12 protein-coding genes and 1 pseudogene are annotated in these 18,471 nt (G+C 44.0%); 6 read left to right on the top strand and 7 right to left on the bottom strand.

The features are described 5' to 3' along the window. The first annotated feature begins 40 nt into the window (after positions 1-40). From AC3CH3_RS18850 to AC3CH3_RS18840, 3 genes are read left to right on the top strand one after another with little or no spacing between them, the layout of a single operon-like run. Positions 41-709, top strand: coding sequence for a transglutaminase-like cysteine peptidase (locus AC3CH3_RS18850; RefSeq protein WP_019823329.1), 669 nt, complete (start codon positions 41-43; stop codon positions 707-709). A 5-nt stretch (positions 710-714) separates the two neighbouring features. Continuing rightward, a complete protein-coding gene (locus AC3CH3_RS18845) occupies positions 715-2,625 on the top strand; it encodes a bifunctional diguanylate cyclase/phosphodiesterase (protein ID WP_488538971.1) in 1,911 nt (636 codons plus the stop codon). An 18-nt stretch (positions 2,626-2,643) separates the two neighbouring features. Continuing rightward, positions 2,644-4,758 (top strand): type I secretion system permease/ATPase, encoded by a 2,115-nt coding sequence (locus AC3CH3_RS18840; RefSeq protein WP_019823334.1) that lies wholly within the window; start codon positions 2,644-2,646, stop codon positions 4,756-4,758. 124 nt (positions 4,759-4,882) lie between these two features. Here the strand turns inward: AC3CH3_RS18840 and AC3CH3_RS18835 are convergent, their stop codons facing one another. From AC3CH3_RS18835 to AC3CH3_RS18820, 4 genes are all read right to left on the bottom strand, one after another. Then, complete coding sequence (locus tag AC3CH3_RS18835) at positions 4,883-6,553, bottom strand: flagellar assembly protein A (protein ID WP_019823336.1); 1,671 nt, start codon at positions 6,551-6,553, stop codon at positions 4,883-4,885. A gap of 419 nt (positions 6,554-6,972) precedes the next feature. Next, positions 6,973-9,066 (bottom strand): tRNA(Met) cytidine acetyltransferase TmcA domain-containing protein, encoded by a 2,094-nt coding sequence (locus AC3CH3_RS18830; protein WP_488538970.1) that lies wholly within the window; start codon positions 9,064-9,066, stop codon positions 6,973-6,975. A 93-nt stretch (positions 9,067-9,159) separates the two neighbouring features. Then, positions 9,160-10,134 carry a ParB/RepB/Spo0J family partition protein gene (locus AC3CH3_RS18825; RefSeq protein ID WP_017065141.1) on the bottom strand — a complete coding sequence of 325 codons (975 nt, stop codon included), beginning with the start codon at positions 10,132-10,134 and terminating at the stop codon, positions 9,160-9,162. A 5-nt stretch (positions 10,135-10,139) separates the two neighbouring features. Next, on the bottom strand, positions 10,140-11,357 hold the full coding sequence (locus AC3CH3_RS18820) for a ParA family protein (protein ID WP_017061213.1): 1,218 nt from the start codon (positions 11,355-11,357) through the stop codon (positions 10,140-10,142). A 1,259-nt stretch (positions 11,358-12,616) separates the two neighbouring features. Between AC3CH3_RS18820 and AC3CH3_RS18815 the strand changes: the two genes are divergently transcribed. After that, the gene (locus AC3CH3_RS18815) at positions 12,617-14,596 is read left to right on the top strand and encodes a replication initiator protein RctB domain-containing protein (protein WP_017071247.1); all 1,980 of its coding nucleotides are present in this window, start codon (positions 12,617-12,619) and stop codon (positions 14,594-14,596) included. 380 nt (positions 14,597-14,976) lie between these two features. On the opposite strand, the gene AC3CH3_RS18810 is transcribed toward AC3CH3_RS18815, so the two are convergent. Together AC3CH3_RS18810 and AC3CH3_RS18805 are read right to left on the bottom strand one after the other, a co-directional pair. Then, a complete protein-coding gene (locus tag AC3CH3_RS18810; RefSeq protein WP_019823343.1) occupies positions 14,977-15,495 on the bottom strand; it encodes a hypothetical protein in 519 nt (172 codons plus the stop codon). Beyond that, a pseudogene (locus AC3CH3_RS18805) lies at positions 15,492-16,368 on the bottom strand (ABC transporter ATP-binding protein). The gene AC3CH3_RS18810 and the pseudogene AC3CH3_RS18805 overlap by 4 nt, the downstream one beginning before the upstream one ends. Before the next feature lie 185 nt (positions 16,369-16,553). On the opposite strand from AC3CH3_RS18805, the gene AC3CH3_RS18800 reads away from it, so the two are divergent. Continuing rightward, complete coding sequence (locus AC3CH3_RS18800; protein ID WP_017061218.1) at positions 16,554-16,748, top strand: hypothetical protein; 195 nt, start codon at positions 16,554-16,556, stop codon at positions 16,746-16,748. Positions 16,749-16,937: 189 nt separating this feature from the next. Continuing rightward, entirely contained in the window at positions 16,938-17,498 is a 561-nt protein-coding gene (gene ybiA / locus AC3CH3_RS18795; RefSeq protein WP_019823346.1) for a riboflavin biosynthesis intermediates N-glycosidase, read from the top strand. A gap of 175 nt (positions 17,499-17,673) precedes the next feature. Here the strand turns inward: ybiA and AC3CH3_RS18790 are convergent, their stop codons facing one another. Beyond that, entirely contained in the window at positions 17,674-18,432 is a 759-nt protein-coding gene (locus AC3CH3_RS18790; RefSeq protein ID WP_019823349.1) for a substrate-binding periplasmic protein, read from the bottom strand. Positions 18,433-18,471 lie beyond the last annotated feature (39 nt).

The following is an 18,471-nucleotide window of genomic DNA, read 5'->3' as shown; positions in this document are numbered from 1 at the left end:
ACGCCTTTCAATACACAGCAAATAGACAAGAGCAGAGGCTATGAAGTCTCGGATTTCGCTATTGCTGCTGGTCCTCACCTCTTTTACCTCTGTGGCGCTCAACAAGAGCGACCAACGGTGGATAGATGCGGTGACCAAAACCTACGGCGATAGAGCCGGAAAGCGAGTGGCGACATGGCGCTCAAATATGACGTCATACGATGGATTAAGTGAAAAAGAGAAGCTCAGATCGGTGAACCAGTTCTTCAACCAAATGTACTTTGTCGATGACAACATACTGTGGGGAAAGAATGACTACTGGGCAACACCACTGGAATTTTTAGGCAGCAACGCCGGTGATTGTGAAGACTTCACTATCGCAAAATACTTCTCTTTGCTTGAACTGGGCGTCCCAGATAAGAAATTACGATTAGTGTACGTAAAGGCACTGGAGCTAAATCAGTTCCACATGGTGTTGGCGTATTACTCAACACCGAGTGCAGAGCCACTAATTTTGGACAACTTAAACCCTGAAATTAAACGCGGTTCCAAACGCCCAGATCTACGACCAATTTACAGTTTCAACGGTAAAAACCTTTGGTTGATCAAGTCGGCAGCAGGCAGCGGCAAGTTAGCAGGGAAATCTTCAAGATTGAGCTTATGGAACGACTTACGTTCCCGTGAGCGCTCTCTAAAATTAAACAAACCCATTATCAATTACGATGAGTAGGTACAATGACTTTATATAAACAGCTTGTGGTCGGGATGGTTGCAGTGTTCATACTGCTGATGACGTCAGTTTTTATGATCGAATTCAATACCACCCGTGGATACTTAGAGGAGCAGCAACGCTCTGAGGTAAGTAATACCATTAATACTGTTGGACTGGCTCTCGCCCCTTACCTAGAAGAAAAGGACAAGGTGGCAGTGGAGTCTGTTATCAACGCCCTGTTTGATGGCAGTTCTTACTCAGTCGTTCGATTGATATTTCTCGACAGCGGTGAAGACATTCTCCGCTCATACCCTGTAAAGCCAACCGGCGTGCCAGAGTGGTTTACCAACCTAAACCTGTTCGAACCTGTTCATGACCGCCGCGTGATCACCAGTGGCTGGATGCAATTGGCCGAAGTCGAGATCGTAAGTCATCCAGGTCCTGCCTACGATCAACTTTGGCAAGCATTCATCCGCTTACTGAGCATATTTGGCACGATCTTCTTGCTCGGGTTAGTGTCTATATCTTGGATCCTTAAACGCGCTTTACGCCCGCTCTCGTTGATCATTACCAAAATGGATCAGATCGCCAAGAATCAGTTTGGCGAACCACTAGCCCGTCCAAAGACAAAAGATCTGACTTTGGTTGTCGATGGTATCAACCACATGTCGACTCAAGTTGAACTGGCATTTAAAAACCAAGCGAAAGAAGCTCAGAAGTTACGTGAAAGAGCGTATATCGACCCTGTATCTCAGCTAGGTAACCGTGCTTACTACATGTCTCAGTTAACTCAATGGTTAGAAGAGTCGAGCTTAGGTGGTTTAGCGGTACTTAAAGCGGAGTTTATTAGTGAAGAGTACGATGAAAAGGGCTATCAAGAAGGTGATGCCTTAGTTCATCAACTGGCTGAACAGCTGCAAGCTTCAATTTCATCTCCAGATATCACCATCGCTCGTATTTCTAGTGACGAGTTCGGTTTCATCATGCCAAACATTGATGAGAGCGAACTGAAACTTGTCGCGAGCAGCATCGTAAACTGTATCCAGAGCCTAGGTTCAGACCCAACAGGCACTGCGAATCCACATATTGCTCTTGGTGTGACCTACAGCAACAAGCGTAAAACCAGTACTGAAATCATGTCGCTGGTGGATAACGCACTCTCAAGTGCCAAGGCGAATCGAGAACTTGCTTACGGCTACGTCACCGCAGACGATCACGGCGCAGTGATGGGCAAACAACAATGGCGTATGTTGGTTGAAGAAGCGATCATCAACGACCTCATTACCTTCCGTTTGCAGGCTGCAAACAATGCCTTTGGTAAAACGTATCACCAAGAGGTGTTCTCTGCGATTGAAAAAGATGGCGTGCGTTACGGTGCTAACCAGTATCTATACGCGCTAGAACAGCTTGAAATGAGCCACATTCTCGACCAATACGTTATTGAGAAGATGATTGAAAAGCTCAATGCAAAAGAAGTAGCCAGCCCAGTCGCTATTAATATCTCGCCAAGCAGTATATCTCAACCAAGCTTCATCCGTTGGATCGGTAAGACGCTTGAACAGAATGCTTCAATCGCTCACCTGTTGCACTTTGAGATTCCAGAAAACTGCTTCATCAACGTTCCGCACTACACGGCACTCTTGTGTAACACCATTCGCAACGCTGAAGCGGTGTTTGGTGTCGATAACTACGGACGTAACTTCCAATCACTGGATTACATCAACGAATACCGTCCAAGCTATGTGAAGCTAGATTACCTGTTCACACATAACCTTGATGACGAAAAACAGAAGTTCACCTTAACGTCGATCTCTAGAACCGCTCACAACCTAGGCGTCACCACCATCGCGTCTCGAATAGAAACTCAGACTCAGCTAGATATCCTGTCTGATAACTACGTAGAAGTGTTCCAAGGCTTCATTGTTGATAAATAGTTGTAAGGGTTATATCACATGCAAGATCCACTATTGAACTCACTGATCTACGTTAGCCGGTATTACGGGTTAGCTAACTCGCCCGAAGCGTTGATCAATGGGCTACCACTATCAGACGGAAAGCTAACCCCTTTCCTATTCCCTCGTTCTGCTGAACGAGCAGGATTAGTGGCAAAAGAAAACCGTTCCGATTTAGAAAAGATCCCTCACCTGATTCTGCCTGCAGTTTTACTGCTTAAACAAGGTGAGGCGTGCGTTCTCAACAGCATTGATTTAGAGAAGCAAGAAGCGGAAATCATTACTGCGGAAAGCGGAATGGTGCCAATCATCATTCCTATTGAAGAGCTGAAAGAACAATTCATCGGTCGCTACTTCTTGGTAAAGAAACAGTTCCGTTATGATGAACGTTCACCAGAGGTTCTAAAAACACGTAAAGGGCATTGGTTTTGGAGCACCATTTGGGAATCTAAAAACATCTACCGAGATGTGTTGATCGCCTCCATTCTGATCAACATCTTCGCAATTGCCGCGCCCATGTTCACTCGCTTGGTATACGACAAAGTAGTCCCTAACCTCGCCTTTGAAACCTTGTGGGTGCTAGCGAGTGGTATCTTCGTCGTATTCCTATTCGATTTGCTGCTCAAATTGATGCGCAGCTACTTCATTGACGTTGCCGGTAAGAAATCCGATATTCTCATTTCCTCCAAGCTGTTTAGTAAGGTGCTAGGGATTCGCATGGAAGCAAAGCCTGCTTCTGTCGGCGCTTTCGCTAAAAACCTGCAAGAGTTCGAATCCATTCGAGAGTTCTTTACCTCTGCAACCATTGGCTCGCTAATCGACTTACCGTTCGCACTGATGTTCTTAGCACTCATTTGGTTAATGGCCGGAAACCTTGTGTTCGTTCCCGTTGCTGGCGTGGTTATTTTGATCATCTACGCGTTGCTAATCCAAGGTCCACTACGCCGTACTATTGAAGAAGGCTCTCGTCTTGCTTCGCAGAAGTATGCAAACTTGATTGAAAGTTTGGCAGGGTTAGAAACGGTTAAGCTGTTCAGCGCGCAAAGCCAATTCCAATTCCGTTGGGAAGAAGCTGTAGCTCACATGGCGAATTGGAATATCAAAAGCCGACGCATCACAGACAGCATCCAAAACACCGCCGGCTTTGTTCAGCAAAGTACTAACGTAGGTATGATCATCTTTGGCGTGTATCTAATTGCAGAAGGTGAACTCACTATGGGTGGCTTGATTGCCGCGACCATGTTGAGCGGCCGTGCAATTGGTCCTCTTGTTCAACTGTCTTTGCTTTCTACACGTTACAACCAAGCAAAGTCTTCGATGACCTTGATTGAACAAGTAATGTCGATGCCGGATGAACAAGAAGAAGGTAAACGTTATATCCACCGTCCGATTATTCAGGGTCATATCGCGCTAGATAAAGTGACGTTCCACTACCCAGATTCACCCGTTGCTTCTATTAGAGACTTAACCCTCAATATTAGCCCAGGGGAGAAAGTGGCGATCATTGGTCGTATTGGTTCCGGTAAAACCACGCTAGAACGCCTGATTATGGGCCTGTACAAGCCCACAGAAGGCCATGTACGCATTGATGACACCGATATGGAGCAACTGCATCATGTCGACGTACGACGCAATATAGGCTGTGTGCCACAAGACAGTAACCTGTTCTACGGTTCAGTAAGAGACAACATCACCTTAGGTCGCCCTTTGGTGGATGACCGTGACGTGATGGATGCAGCGAACCGTGCAGGCGTAACCGCATTTACTCAACAAGATCCGGCAGGTTTAGAACGCCAAGTGGGTGAAGGTGGTGCTTTGCTGTCTGGTGGTCAACGTCAGTCAATTGCCATTGCAAGAGCCTTTCTAGGCCGTCCGCCAGTATTGCTAATGGATGAGCCGACCAGTGCTATGGATAACCGTTCAGAGATGCACATCAAACACCAACTTAACCAATTGCTACCAAGCGAGACGTTGATTCTGATTACGCACAAAACGTCGATGTTGGATATTGTCGATCGAGTGATCGTAATGGAGAAAGGCTGCATCATTGCAGATGGTCCAAAAGCACAGGTTCTTTCAGACCTTAAACAAGGCCGAGTAAGAGCGGTGAGCTAAAACGCGCAATCCACCTAAATAAATCATTATCAGTAGAAAGCAAAAGGGGAGCATCAACTCCCCTTTTTCTATTTGTCAGTATCGACACCTAGACAATACGTCACTTTGTGTTCAGCACAAAAGTCTACAAAGCAATATCCTCTTGCTCCATCTTGAATGAACATTGAATCTCGTATTGGTTGAATGAGAAAACACTTCCGCCGTGGGTTCTCTTGGTTGTGACTGTCTCATCACCAAATTGAATCGTCACTCGGGTATACACTTTTTCGTGTACCTCTACCGTACATTCAGCAAGGTTGGTTTCAAACTCTGCTTCGAGTGTATCTAACTGCGACTTTGTATTTTCAATTGCGAGGTTGTTCTTCTCACGTTGCCGCTCTATTTCTAGGGCTTGCTCTTCGCTTCTCTCTGCTTTCGGGCGCTTCTTAAATTCTAACTCTTGGCGAATCACACCCATGGTTTGCTCTTGAGTGTGTTTATAAGTTTCCTTCAGCTCGGCTATCTTTTGGCGGTAACCATCGTAGCGCGCAAAACCATGTACCTTAGTTGCGGTGTCTCCCTCAACACCTAAGAAGACACATTCTACTTTTCCGCCAACTTTGGCTTCACCACCGCTGAGCGTGCCGTGTTTTTTCAAACTGTCCATCACGATAAGGTTGTTACCACAGCGAATGTCATTACTCATACTGTGCACACCAAGTCGAAGGTCATTGGCCGTTTGTAGCTCGGCATTCTGTGCGTAGCTTGCTGTGATAGAGCCTTTGCTAAATACCTTACAACTTTTTGGCTCACCCTCTTTAGTCGTGTGGCCGATAATGCCTTTCGCGACTTTGATATCCCCCTGGGCTTGAACTTCGGCCGATTCGATAAAGCCACCAACCGTAACACTTCCTGTCGCCTTGACGATCATACCCGGCTCGATGTTGCCAGAGACAAAGACATTACCTTTAAATTTAACGTGCCCAGTTGAGACATCGACGTTGCTGACACATAAAGCGTCATCCACTTCGATGGTTCGATCTTTAATGATGGGCAATCCAGGGTGTGAGGCGAGTAGTAAATTGGGATCTTCAGGGGAGATGTAGGTGCCCTTTCCAGGCTTGATTAAACTGTCTTGTCCAGGAAGCGGTGGGATAATTCGGCCTTGAACGGTAAAGCCAGCGATACCTTTGGTAGCGGGGGTACGTTTCATTAAGTGATCATTTTGACCAACGGTAATGGTTTGTCCCAAGTCTCGCATATCAATCTTGCCTTCGTCTTTGCTGCGAGGCTTCAAGACTTGGCGAGTAATATCTTCAACCAAAGCGGCAAACTTAGCGTCTTTACCTTTTACTGGTTGTGTCCCTTTAGCGACTGGCTGAGTAAACTTTTCGCCGGGCTTAAGTTTGCTACTCATCATCAGAACTTTTCTGAGCGCTAACTTATTTATTCCTTTTGTTATTTGAGCTTGAGATAAGCATTGGATGATGTCGCTGCCACGCAGTGGGTGTCCATTATATGGACCAGTAACTACAAGACTCGCCAACATCTCATCATCAGACAGTTCGACCGCAACACTGGCATTTCGAACTTCGGCAATCAAGATACCTTCATAAGCTTCACCCTTACCTTCTTTAGCAAGAGTAACGAAACGCAAAACCTCTTCTTCGAAAAGAAAATAGTTTGATGCATTCAAAGCTTCCAAGGTTGGTGGCAGCGTCTTGTTATCAAAGCTTGCGTCAACCACAGTTCCGGTTGGCAGACATGCCATTACTTGTTGCTTGTCTTCCGACAATGTAACGATGTTATCCCACATTCGAATTGAGTATCCCTAATGACTCAGTTGTTATTCAGTCTATATAATTCATTCTGCGCTGAGTATCACATTATTAGAATAATCAGCGTCACATCACTTACTTTCGATTCTGCAAACATGACTCATAAATAAGACTTACACATTTTATGATTTGCTTCGCCTTTACAAATACATAGGAAAAGTTTTTCAGAATATTTCATGTAATTGAATGTCGAGTCGATGTTAGAGCAAATAGTAAAGGCAAATAGCCTTAGAAGATTAAAGGCTGTCATGGAGAGATGAAACAGAAGTGATGTAACAGATAATCAGGGTAAAAACGGGGTTCGATGTGAAGCTGCAGTTTACAGTGTAAATCCAAGATTCTAATTTACACTGTAAATCTAATTTGTAGCAGTCGGTCTATTTTATTGATGGCTTGTCTATTTACACTGTAAATTTGCTAGCAAAGAATCGACATCTTTACGAAACTGAGTCTCTGCTTGTTTGCGACCAACAAGATTAAACTGTTCGACACAAGTCCCCCACTCTTTCTGCTGAACAACCTTTGCGATGAGTAAGTCAGAAATACCTATGTTTCGATTGTTACTGAGTAGAATCAAATTCAGTACGTTGAAGCTGATCGCATCATAACTGTTGCCACCGTTCACGTAATTTCTAACTAACTGAGTTTCAAACTCGCTAACGGTATCGACACTCTTTGGCAGCAGTGCGCGCACCATATCGGTTTCAAGTGAAACTAAAGAACCTGAAACAAGAAAACAGTAGCTACGCTCGAAGTGATTTTGAACTTGGTTAATCCAGCTTTGAGAGTTTGAGTTAAGTGCCTTAACCATCAGAACCGAGTGACAGCCGCTTGCCTGATCTCGCTGGTGGCCGATGTGTACAGCTTCGAATTCACTACCACGCCAAAAAGAAATCAATTCGCAGGTCGCACCAAAGCTTGTCGCCAGATAATCTGCTTGGCTGGTTTGCTGTGATAACTGAGCCAACATCCAACGGCCAATACCCAAACCTTGATGACGTGCTGAAACAGCAATGCGCATAACTCGAAGGCAACGACTGGTCGCCGCCTGAGTACAGCCAAGTTGGTTTGCCAGTAATACGGGAGCAAGGTGACCTTGAGGCCTGCGTTTTCCAAGTTGAATTTGAGCAATCAACTCGCTGTCCAAACCTCCCTCTTCCGTCACCAACATACAACCTAAACATTCATCTTGCTGCCAAACGGCGTATAAACGGATTGCTGGATTGTTGAGAAATTGCATTAAGTCATTTGGCGAGGTCTGATAGTGCGCATCCACAAGAAGAGAAAAACATTGTTGTAGCTGCTCAGGATTAGCTAAGCATTCTGCTTTTGATAACTCGACCAAGTTTAATTGGTTGATTGCGTCAGCAGAAAAGCCTTCGATTACATCAACCGCTGATTCAGTGACTGATGCGTCATTACCAAGTAGGAAGCAATCAAACAACCAAGCTTCTAGCGGATCGTTGATATTCCAACGAATCGGTTGTTCGAGCTTAAAGCCTTTCCACCCCGGACGATGCTCAGAAAGCCAAGATTCAAACTTAATTCCGAACCCTCGCCCACTGCCTTCGTAACCATGTACCGTGGTTGAAAAGACCATACGGTGATAGATGTCGACCATGGATTTAAGCATCGGAATTGGAATTGCAGCTGCTTCATCAACCAATAACAGATCGCAATCAGGCTTAGATTTAAGTAATTCATCTGCTGCGACGAATCTTAAACTGCCACCTTGATGACGAATGTGAGTAGCGTTTACCACTTCGCAAGATTCTAACCCTTGGCTAGCGTGAGAAAATACCGGCTCTATCGCTTTCACTGAAGGCGCGGTAACAATAATATTAAACCCGTGACGCTCAACTAACAGCTGCGCTGCGGCAATACCCAATGTCGAGCTTTTACCACGCCCTCTATCCGCAGTGAGAATCAAAGGACGTTTACGATGTCCAGACACTACCTTTTTAACTAATTCAACAGCCGTGTTTTGCTGTTCAAATTTATCCAATCCGTTTTGGGCGCTTTGCATCTGAGGAAGAGCGTGAGTTGCTTGAACTACATCGCCGGCTTCATTGTGTTGTGAAACAGAAATCAGTTTATCGAAATGACGTTTTAACCAACGTTGACCAAAGCCCTGGCTATCTTCAGAGGCATTAACTTTTGGCGGCAACACCAACAACAGCCCACCACCAACTAACGAACCCAACGCGGCACTAAAACCATTCGCATCGAACTGCTCTCTAAAATCACAAACAAGAACCTGACACTCACGACCAAGCAGTTGTTGGCCTTTTTTTACTGGAGCATGAATCACACCTTCAAATGGCGTACCGCCAATCTGGAAGATGCTCGGACTGTGTGAGTCTTGAAGGAAGGAAAAAACAGCAGAGTTTTGCCAATCAAAATCGCCATAAAAGACCACGCCGTAACGGTGATCGTTATGTTGAGCAATATTAGAAAGTATATGTAGAAAAGTGTTGGTTGGGTTTGTCATAGTTAGCGTCCAGATTCATCTAAACACAGTTTATCACAGCCAAATAAAAAGCCGCATTAAGCGGCTTTAGAGGAGTAATGAAAAGTCGTCGACTTAGTCGAGCTTCGATTGAACGAAGGCGAGGATTTCTTCCATTGTTGCATCATCAACTTTCTTAAGGTTCAACGCCAAGTTTGAACCCTTACGGCTGTATGATGCGCGGCCCTTAATAAGCTCGACTTTTGGAGAAGCTTTCTTCGCTGGCGCTGGCGCCAATTCAAGAATCCAACCTTCCAAAGTTTCTGTCACGTCTTTGGTTAGACGAGTTACGCCTTGAGCTTCACTACGCTGCCATACAAAACCTTCAGAAGCGTCACACTTAGTCAACAGTGTTTGCTGCTGTTCACTCGTCAATCCACCAAACTGCTTGTGCAGCTTAACAATAGTTGGACGACCAAGGTCGCTCACATTTGGGTAAGCTTGTAGCAATTCAAGTGGCAAAGCGGCCGCTTTCAATGCACCACTCACCAAAGCTTCACTGCACTGGAACATTTTTGCCAGTGCTTTCTGGTCTTCAGCTTCGCCTTTATCTAGCTTCGCTTGCATCTCTTTGCCCTTCTCGTAAAGAGAAAGCGGTTTATGAGCGTTAGCTACGTCTGATAGGAACTTAGCGTGTTCGCCGTTAATGTTTTCAGCAACATAGATTAGGAACTCTTTGTCAGCCAAAATACATGACATACGACGACGGCTACCATCAAGAACTTCAATCTTACCGTCTTTATTCTTACGACCAACCGCTGGGTATTGCTGACCACGTTCTTTCAATGTTGTAAGAACATCAGAAAGCGCGTGCTCATTTAAGAAAGATTGCTCACGAGCGTTCTCTTCAAAAACAACCGTTCGAGTTGCCACTTCAGCCGCAGGAATGCGAACCAATTCAAATGAAACCAAATCTTCGCCAGCAACAGAAAGCTCGATCACTTGAGCCTGTTCTTTTGCCGCTGTTTGCGCTTCTTGTGGTGTTGCTACGCGACGTTTGTTTGCTTTACCAAATAGCTTTGCATTTAAGTCAGATGTTTTAATTGCCATTGTTGTTATCCCTGATTAAGTGAAGGCCAGTTGCTATGTAATACGCGCTCTAATTCTAGAGCACTTTTTTGTACTGCGTCTTGAGCAACAGCTAGAGTTTTCTTACCGCCCTCAAAGTCGCTCACCGTTAGATCGAAAACCGTGCTGTAAGTGTCGGCACAGGTTTCAAAAGCACGGCTTCTTGGAATGGTTGCCATCATTACTTGATCATTCAACAGGTAGTTCATTTCAGTCAGAACTGACACCTGTTTCTTGTTGTCGTCTTCAAACATAGTTGGCATTAGACGAACAAATTCGAGCCCTTTCCAGTCATCCGGGAACATTTCGTAAACCGTTGGTAAGTGCTGGAAGAAGTTAACCGTTGAAGCCCAATCCAAACGCTTAGCAGCACATGGAATAAGAAGTGCGTTGGACGCGTACATTGCATTCCATACTAGAGGGTCAACGTGCGGGCCGGTATCAATCATAATCACATCGAAATCATCGGCGATTTTGTCGATTAGCTTCTCTTTTAACAGACGAACAATATCAAGTGACTGATCTTGTGAAAGGCTTTGCCACGCTTCAGCGTTAAACATCGCATCTTCCGGGAATGCAGAAATTGTCTTCAGGTTTGGATACTGAGTTGGCAATAGTACGTTCTTACGAAGAAACTCTAGATCGACATCTTGGCCTTCAGGCACGTTGTCCAACATGATATCGACGGCAGAATAGATGCTGTCGTGCTCTGCCCCACTAATTTGTGGATTTAGGAACAGACGCAAAGAGCCCTGTGGATCCAAGTCAATCAGACAGATACGGTAGCGCTTATCCAAATTCAGAGACAAACAAGCGGCTAAGTGAACCGCTGTCATTGATTTACCCGTACCACCTTTCTGGTTTTGTACGTTGATAATCCATGGCTTATTGTCAGCGTGCTGCTTACGTTCATGGAACTTTGGCACTTCTGCCGCGTCCATCAACATGTGAGCTTCTGTCAATGAAATCGAGTAATGATTGGCGTTGTTCTTTGTAAACTGATGGCCATCAGCTTCAAGTTTAGTGATCGCTTCATCGAGTTTACGACGCGTTAAACCAGAACGAGTCTCCATCATAGCTTTAGACATTGGAGGGAAATGTTCATCACTTCGCTCTTCCAAAATAATCTCAATTCGGTCAGCCTGAACTTGTTGAGTTTGTTCGGCTAGCTGATAGAGCTTATCAATCGTTTGTTCTCTTTTCATTGCCAGTTTCCGTAATGATTAACTAAGTACAAATTGTACAGCGATTAACAACAAACACAACAAAAACATGAACATTCATTTATGAGTAAAATCACATAAAATAGACCGCATTTTTACAATTTGATGAAACATCGCCTTAGGCAAACACAAAAATCACCGTTTTTATCATGCATAACCATGTTATTTCTAGCCTACATTTAAAATGTTACAGTATCACTTATTTACAATGTAAATGGAAATTCAGTGAAAAACCTTCGGAACGATTGAAATACAACCGTAGATTACGGTTGGTGTGATTTGCATTCGAATTTATAGATTTTCAATACAATAAAAATTAAAAACGCTCAATGAACAAAAAGATTCAAAACAGAAGAGAAGATGGGGTGTCAAAAAACAACAGAGGATTGGAGCCTAACCGGAAGAGTGATCATGGAGTACATCCAGTGTAAGATAATTAATAACGCCAAATTATGAAGCATGATCAAGGCGTAAACTGAGCAATATTGATCCGAGTAACCGCACATTGGAAATGATCAACTTCCGGAAAAATGATCAAGTAAATATAGTTCCGGAAGCATGTAATTTATGAGCTAAGTTACGGACAAATGCTTTTGGAATGGGGATTCAACGCCTATAAGGGCTCAATGATTGAAAATTCAATCGACACAGACCTAGAATACACAAACATGACAATTTCATGATCATGCTTCCTAGTTAAGACCCACCAGCGCTAAACACATCAAAGCAATCCATTTCCAGCGGATAGAGACTAAATTTTGCACTCAAAAAGGTAAGAACGATAAAAAGTATGCTCTCTTGATCATTGTTCCGATAGATTGGCCGCCACAAGTGTCCACATAGACAAGTAAAAAGCGATTTAGAAACCGATGTTGAATTCCGATCTGTGGATAAGCTGTATAAGTATAATGATCATGCTTTCGAACCAATAATGATCATGCTTACAATGACTTAATGATCATCGTTCTGATGTTCTGTGATCATGCTTTCTTAAGTTTAATGATCATAGTTTCGGAACCTTGATGATCATGCTTTCAAAGGCGATTTATTTTAATACTTTAAATTCAGCCACTTAAAAGCAAAATTACGTCCAGATCATTAGATCACTTAATCATTTAAGATCATATTAATCAAAAAGATCAGTTATTTAAAAGCCAATAAATTCTCTTTATTTATGATCATTCTTTCTTTATCATTCAGGAACTATAGTGAAATTACGGTTAGTGTGATACGGATCAAAAATGAAACCAGAAGAGAAATTGTTAATTAAGGCACGAAGCCACAAAGATGGTCATTTATTTGAGGTATCTGAAACAGCCGTTGAATGGATAGAACAATATCAACACTTCAAAGGTGTCACCAAAAGCATAGTTGAGCTTCTTAACCTAATTTCACTTCGTGGGTTTAGCAGCAAAGACGGGTACGTTTCCACCACTGAGATTATTGAATCAACTGATGGTCAGGTCACTCGCGCGGCCTTACAGCAAAGGCTGAGAGCAGCAGTTAATATCGGATTGTTCAAACAAATCCCCGTTCGCTTTGAAGAAGGCCTTGCTGGTAAAACCATGTTGCATCGCTTTGTGAACCCAAACCAGTTGATATCGGTACTGGGTGCCACCAGCTTAGTGACAGAAAGCGTGAAGCAAAATGAAAAGCAAAAGCGCTCTAAAGCCCTAGCTCAAACCAAAGTAAACAAGCGCTTACTGAACGAACATGGACTAAATACCCCACCAACAATGAAAGATGAAGCGGATCAATTCATTGTTTCACCAACCAATTGGGCAGGGATTATTGATCAAGCGTTAGCGCCACCTAGAACTCGTAAGAGCTACCAGAAATCCATGGTTTCGATCTCTGGCACTCGCGCTGTGATCGAGACACGATCTTCTAAAAATATCATGACCGTTGACGATCTGATGACGCTATTCGCGTTATTCACGCTCACCGTTCAATATCATGATCATCACCAAGATGATTACCATCTAGACGCGAAACACACGCCGAACAAAACACCACTCTACATCACTGATATTTTGTCTTTACGTGGCAAAAAAGATAGCGGTCCTGCTCGTGATTCGATCCGCGACAGTATTGATCGTATCGAATTCACGGATTTCCAGCTGCACGAGCTTACAGGCCGTTGGCTTAGTGAGAACATGCCAGAAGGCTTTAAGAGTGATCGTTTCCGATTCTTAGCTAGAACCATTACCGCATCGGAAGAAGCGCCTACAGAGGGTTCTGACGGCGAAATTCGCATTAAACCGAACCTATACATCCTGGTTTGGGAACCTTCGTTCTACGAAGAGCTGTTGACGCGTGACTATTTCTTCCTGTTTCCGCCAGAAATCCTGAAGCAACATACCTTGGTCTTCCAAATGTATTCGTACTTTAGAAGCCGCATGGCACGTCGCCATTCAGATAGCATGTTGCTCAGTGAGCTAAACCAGAAATTGGCACGTAACATCGATTGGCGTCGTTTCTCGATGGATCTGATCCGCGAGCTCAGAAAATTGGGTGAAGTCGGGGATCAAGAAGATACCTTCCTGGTTAATCTTTGGGGTTATCACTTGACGATCACCGCGTTGATCGAAAAAGGGAAAACGACCGATTATCAGGTAGATATCAAATGTAACGTGGAAGAGGTCTTACGTTACTCAAGAGCGCGTACCACTAACGCAGGTAAGCGTAATATGGCACCAACGCTGCCGAACCCACTTCGTAACGAGATGGTGTCTAAGCAGAAGCTGGAAGAGCTGTCTGAGATTATCGACGGTGAGTTTGAGCCAATTCAGCGTAAAGCACCGTCGCCAAGAGGCAAATTGGGACGTCGAGTTAAGCAGCGTAAACACTCTGTTGAAATCAACGCTGATGAGATCATGATTACTCTCTCTAAATATACCTCTGCAGAGGCTCTAGAACGCAGCATAACGGCTTTATCTGCTATGACAGGGCACTCACATGCCTCAATCAAAGAAGAGTGCTCAGAGCTCATTGAGAAGCTTGATTGGTTGAGAGTAGGGGAGGACGTTATCCCATACGAAACACTGAGTCGCTTAATTGAGCTTTACAACGACCGAGATAGCACCAGCAATCGACACTTGTCCATCGAACGTTTGATCTCTGGTTTAGCGGTGCGTCGTAAAGTGTGTAAACAAGTTCATGAAGGTCATTTAGACGAAAACGTGTTCCTTGCGCTCGATGAAATGGCGATTGGCCACTAGTGATTATCCTATCGCAATAAGCCTGTTTTACCGTCGCTGAATGGATAGTTTTGAACACATTAGGTGCTGATTAAAATCGCACCTAACGCTGACAAAGTGATGACAAAGTAACGCATCTAGTTGATTATTATTTATCCCGAATAGACAACCTTTGTCCTTTCTTATGATTAATAGATTGGCTCATATTTTGTTACATCATACTGAATAGATTTTTGCGAGTTCCTAAGGGACTCGCTTTTTTTTGCCTTAAATTCAGTCAATCATTAGAATTCAATAGCTTACATAATTAAACGCCGAAGCATGATCAAGGCTAGATCATGCTTTCTACGGATCTAGCTCTGATGAGATTTTGATTTGATGTTTGATCGAGAAGGGCTTGATCAGTGGAGATGGCGTTGAATGCTGCCTTGATCATCGTTTCGGGGATGGGTTGCCATAAAGCGTACATGCGATTCGATCAATTTCTCTGATTCGGCTTTCCAACGTGGTTCTTGCTGTTGGTTCGTAAACTCCAAAGCCAATACACACAAGTGTTGTAGCCGCTGTGTACACCACTCTTGCAAGCCAGCTTCTGATTTTGGGTCGCATGACACCGCTTGCAGCTTACTGTAGGCAAACATCAGGTATTGGTAGGCTTTATCTTGATGACTTGAGCTGTTGGCCTCCTGCGAAGCCAAGTCCGGATTCGATGAATCTGCGAGGTGGCGATAGAAAGTAAAGATTCTCAGGCACCCGTCTAGCCAACATGCGATGCCTTTGCTCTGCTCATCCGTGATCAATGGTCCCCAGAGCGCATCTGGAGGCATTAAGATCAAAGGTTCTAACCGGTCCACTTGATCATGCTTTCGGTCTTTGTACCAGTCTCCGATCCGCTCTAACCAAGTGTCTAGTTCATTCATGCAACATTATCCCATTGTTTTACAAAGTGATTATCAGCAATTTGCTTAACGTTATGCTGTATTTCACTGCTTTGCTCTCGAATACGATCAGCGTCTATTGAATAGTTTGGTTCATTTTTAACGAGTTCGCCAAACGGTAGATCAGGATCTGGCACCGCAGAGATCAATAGTTTGGTGTATGGGTGTTGAGGATTGGTCAAGATCGACTGAGTGGATCCCCATTCGACGATCTGTCCTTTGTACATAACTGCTGTCTCTTCTGCGATGTAATGTGCGGTGGCGAGATCATGGGTGATGTACAAAAAGCCAATCCCGAGCTCTTTCTTCATTCTTTGCATTAGATTAAGTACGCCAAGTCGAATCGAAACATCCAGCATGGAGGTGGGCTCGTCCGCAAGAATGACCTCAGCGCCAACAGCCAGTGCTCTTGCTAGGTTAACCCTTTGTCTATGGCCTCCACTGAGCTCGTGAGGGTACTTAGCCAATGTTTCAATGGGTAACTCCACCAGCGTTAATAACTCTTCCAGGCGCTCTGCTAGCGCTTGTTTGTTGGCGACTTGCTTATGAATCTTGAGAGGGCGTGTTAAGTGGTGCTCAATGGTGTGAGTGGGATTGAGTGAACCAAAGGGGTCTTGAAAAACCATTTGCACACGGCTGCGATAATCCAAGATATCTTTACGGCTTTTCAGCGTAGAGATGTCTCTGCCTTTGAACAGTATCTCTCCCTTCGCTGTAGGGTAAAAATCGTGCGCAGGTGCTTTTACCACAACCTGATTCTCCGGCTAAGCCGAAAATCTCGCTTTAGCCTATGTGAAAGCTAACGGATTTTATTGCATTGAAAGCGGGGAAAATGAGAGTTGGATCAAACCACATTTCTTATGGGGAATCTTTTAAATGTAATTGCAGAAAATGTCTTTGGCAAAGTTTAAATGAGGCATTTATTAATTAGGTTTGTGAAGCGTCGGAATCATCACATTTCAGTACAGATTTTCTTAACAAGCGAAATAGCATTTGCTACAGATTACCTGTCCATTACATGGTGCTTTTCGGAGGAAAACATGTCCATTAATTCTATCAACCATGATGAAATGACAAATATTGCAAACAAGTGGGATGCTGAAGAAGAAGTATCTTTTAAACCAGAAAAGAAAATGAAGTCCGCTGAAGCTCGTCGTCGTATCGAGACTCTAAGAGAAATTAGAGAAAGCGGTTTGAGTCTGGAAGAAGCGAGGGAGCTAGGTCTTATTCACTAATAATCCCCATTGCATTTAGAAGGGTGGCACAATGCCACCCTTTGATTTATAAGTATTTTTTCATTTTTCCTATCCAGGTTTAATCAACTCCTTGATTCTTTGGCTCACTGTTCCGTTCAGCCTATCCCTTTTGATATTAAGCTTTTCAGATGAAAAACACGCACATGGCATACTCTTGAGCTAAGTTGTTTGACAGTAATATTCAACGCCACTAATTTTAAAGTTAAAGCAAAAATATGCGATGTCGTTGGTAAGGAGAAGGCTATGTCTAATTCTGTGGCTCAAGCTAAAGAAGTGCTGTTTTACGAACCCGAAGATCCGAACGGATACCTGTCAAATTTTGCCGCTTGTCCTATCAAGGTGGGTGATCAAGTTTGGGCAACCAGCGAACATTATTATCAAGCGATGAAGTTTGCCTCCGAAGCGCTACGCAATACCATTTTGGAAGCCAGTACACCTGCCGAAGCGTTCTCTTTAAGTCGTGACTACGAAAACCAAGTTCGCGAAGATTGGTATGACATTCGTGTTGAAGTGATGCAGTTCATTGTGACTGAGAAGTTCAGACAGAATCCACAGTTTGCGCTGTTTCTTACCAACACCGGAGATTCGGTGATCAAAGAACATTCGCACAAAGACCACTTCTGGGGCGATGGCGGCGATGGAACCGGTGAGAACCATTTGGGTAAGATTCTGATGGCAGTGCGTCACCAACTTCGTACTCAGCAACTGCATTTGATTGCTTCGCACTGATTCGTCGATTCAGATAGCGGATATGCTTATGATTACCCCTTAGACGCATTTAAAAGGCCGCCCTGCTATCTAGTATGAAGCAGGGCGGCCTTTTCGGTTTTAGAGAGTCAGGCATCAACGAGAGTTAAAGTACGTGACTAAGCTATCCGTTGCTAAGTTCTACTTTACGCTGGTGCTACAAGTAACTCTGTACGATGTCGTCAAGCTGTCCATCGTCTTTCATTTGGTCGAGGCGTTGGTTGATGAAGCTTTGCAGTTTAGGATCCATCTCAGGGTCAAACGCCAAATGGATAGGGTAGTTATTGATTACAGAACCAAACTCTTGCATCTGGTAATCATCAATACTCAGTTTTTGTTCGTTTAGGTTGTATTTGATTCGTGATTCCATTTCCACAAACACTGTGTCGCCAGGTGCTCGGTTCAGGACACGAAACGCAGCAGTGTAATCTTTTACTCGAATCTCGTTGAGCTTGCCTTGTTGGATATAAGGCTCCAAGTTCGGGTACTCAAATCCTTTCAGCAATACCACGGCTTTCCCATCGAGATCATCGATTGTATTGAACTCAAATGGCTTTTTACCGCTGCTGAGTAATACGTGTTTTACATTGTAAATCGGGTCTTCAGATAGATTCGCAGATTGAATATTCCCCCAACTAGGGCTGCCATAGGTAACCCAGTTTGGGTTCTCTCTCGCATCGAGCTTGTCGATCATTCGATTAAAAGGGTAGGTATGGTAGTTGATCTCATATTGGCTGTCATCAAACACGGCTTCCACAATATCTGAAACAATTCCTCTGTGAGATGACCCGTCAGTTTCGATTTGAAAAGGTTGCGCTTGGCTCGCAATAATGTAGTAGTGAAGAGGTTCGCTTGCAGAAGCATAACTGCTTGAAAACAAACTGACTATGGATGCAACGATAAGATGTTTTTTCATAACCTTCCCTAGTTATTTGATGAATGACTACTATTATAC

Source organism: Vibrio sp. QJM3NY_35, assembly GCF_057785915.1.
Note: the sequence above shows the minus strand (reverse complement) of the source record. Positions and strands in the feature narration are given on the sequence as shown.

Excerpts from the sequence above, each read along its gene's own strand:
- AC3CH3_RS18830 (WP_488538970.1), bottom strand. The coding sequence starts at position 9,066 with ATGACAAACCCAACCAACACTTTTCTACATATACTTTCTAATATTGCT.
- AC3CH3_RS18845 (WP_488538971.1), top strand. The coding sequence starts at position 715 with ATGACTTTATATAAACAGCTTGTGGTCGGGATGGTTGCAGTGTTCATA.
- AC3CH3_RS18840 (WP_019823334.1), top strand. The coding sequence starts at position 2,644 with ATGCAAGATCCACTATTGAACTCACTGATCTACGTTAGCCGGTATTAC.
- AC3CH3_RS18815 (WP_017071247.1), top strand. The coding sequence starts at position 12,617 with ATGAAACCAGAAGAGAAATTGTTAATTAAGGCACGAAGCCACAAAGAT.
- AC3CH3_RS18835 (WP_019823336.1), bottom strand. The coding sequence starts at position 6,553 with ATGTGGGATAACATCGTTACATTGTCGGAAGACAAGCAACAAGTAATG.
- AC3CH3_RS18790 (WP_019823349.1), bottom strand. The coding sequence starts at position 18,432 with ATGAAAAAACATCTTATCGTTGCATCCATAGTCAGTTTGTTTTCAAGC.
- AC3CH3_RS18810 (WP_019823343.1), bottom strand. The coding sequence starts at position 15,495 with ATGAATGAACTAGACACTTGGTTAGAGCGGATCGGAGACTGGTACAAA.
- AC3CH3_RS18800 (WP_017061218.1), top strand. The coding sequence starts at position 16,554 with ATGTCCATTAATTCTATCAACCATGATGAAATGACAAATATTGCAAAC.
- AC3CH3_RS18850 (WP_019823329.1), top strand. The coding sequence starts at position 41 with ATGAAGTCTCGGATTTCGCTATTGCTGCTGGTCCTCACCTCTTTTACC.
- AC3CH3_RS18820 (WP_017061213.1), bottom strand. The coding sequence starts at position 11,357 with ATGAAAAGAGAACAAACGATTGATAAGCTCTATCAGCTAGCCGAACAA.
- AC3CH3_RS18825 (WP_017065141.1), bottom strand. The coding sequence starts at position 10,134 with ATGGCAATTAAAACATCTGACTTAAATGCAAAGCTATTTGGTAAAGCA.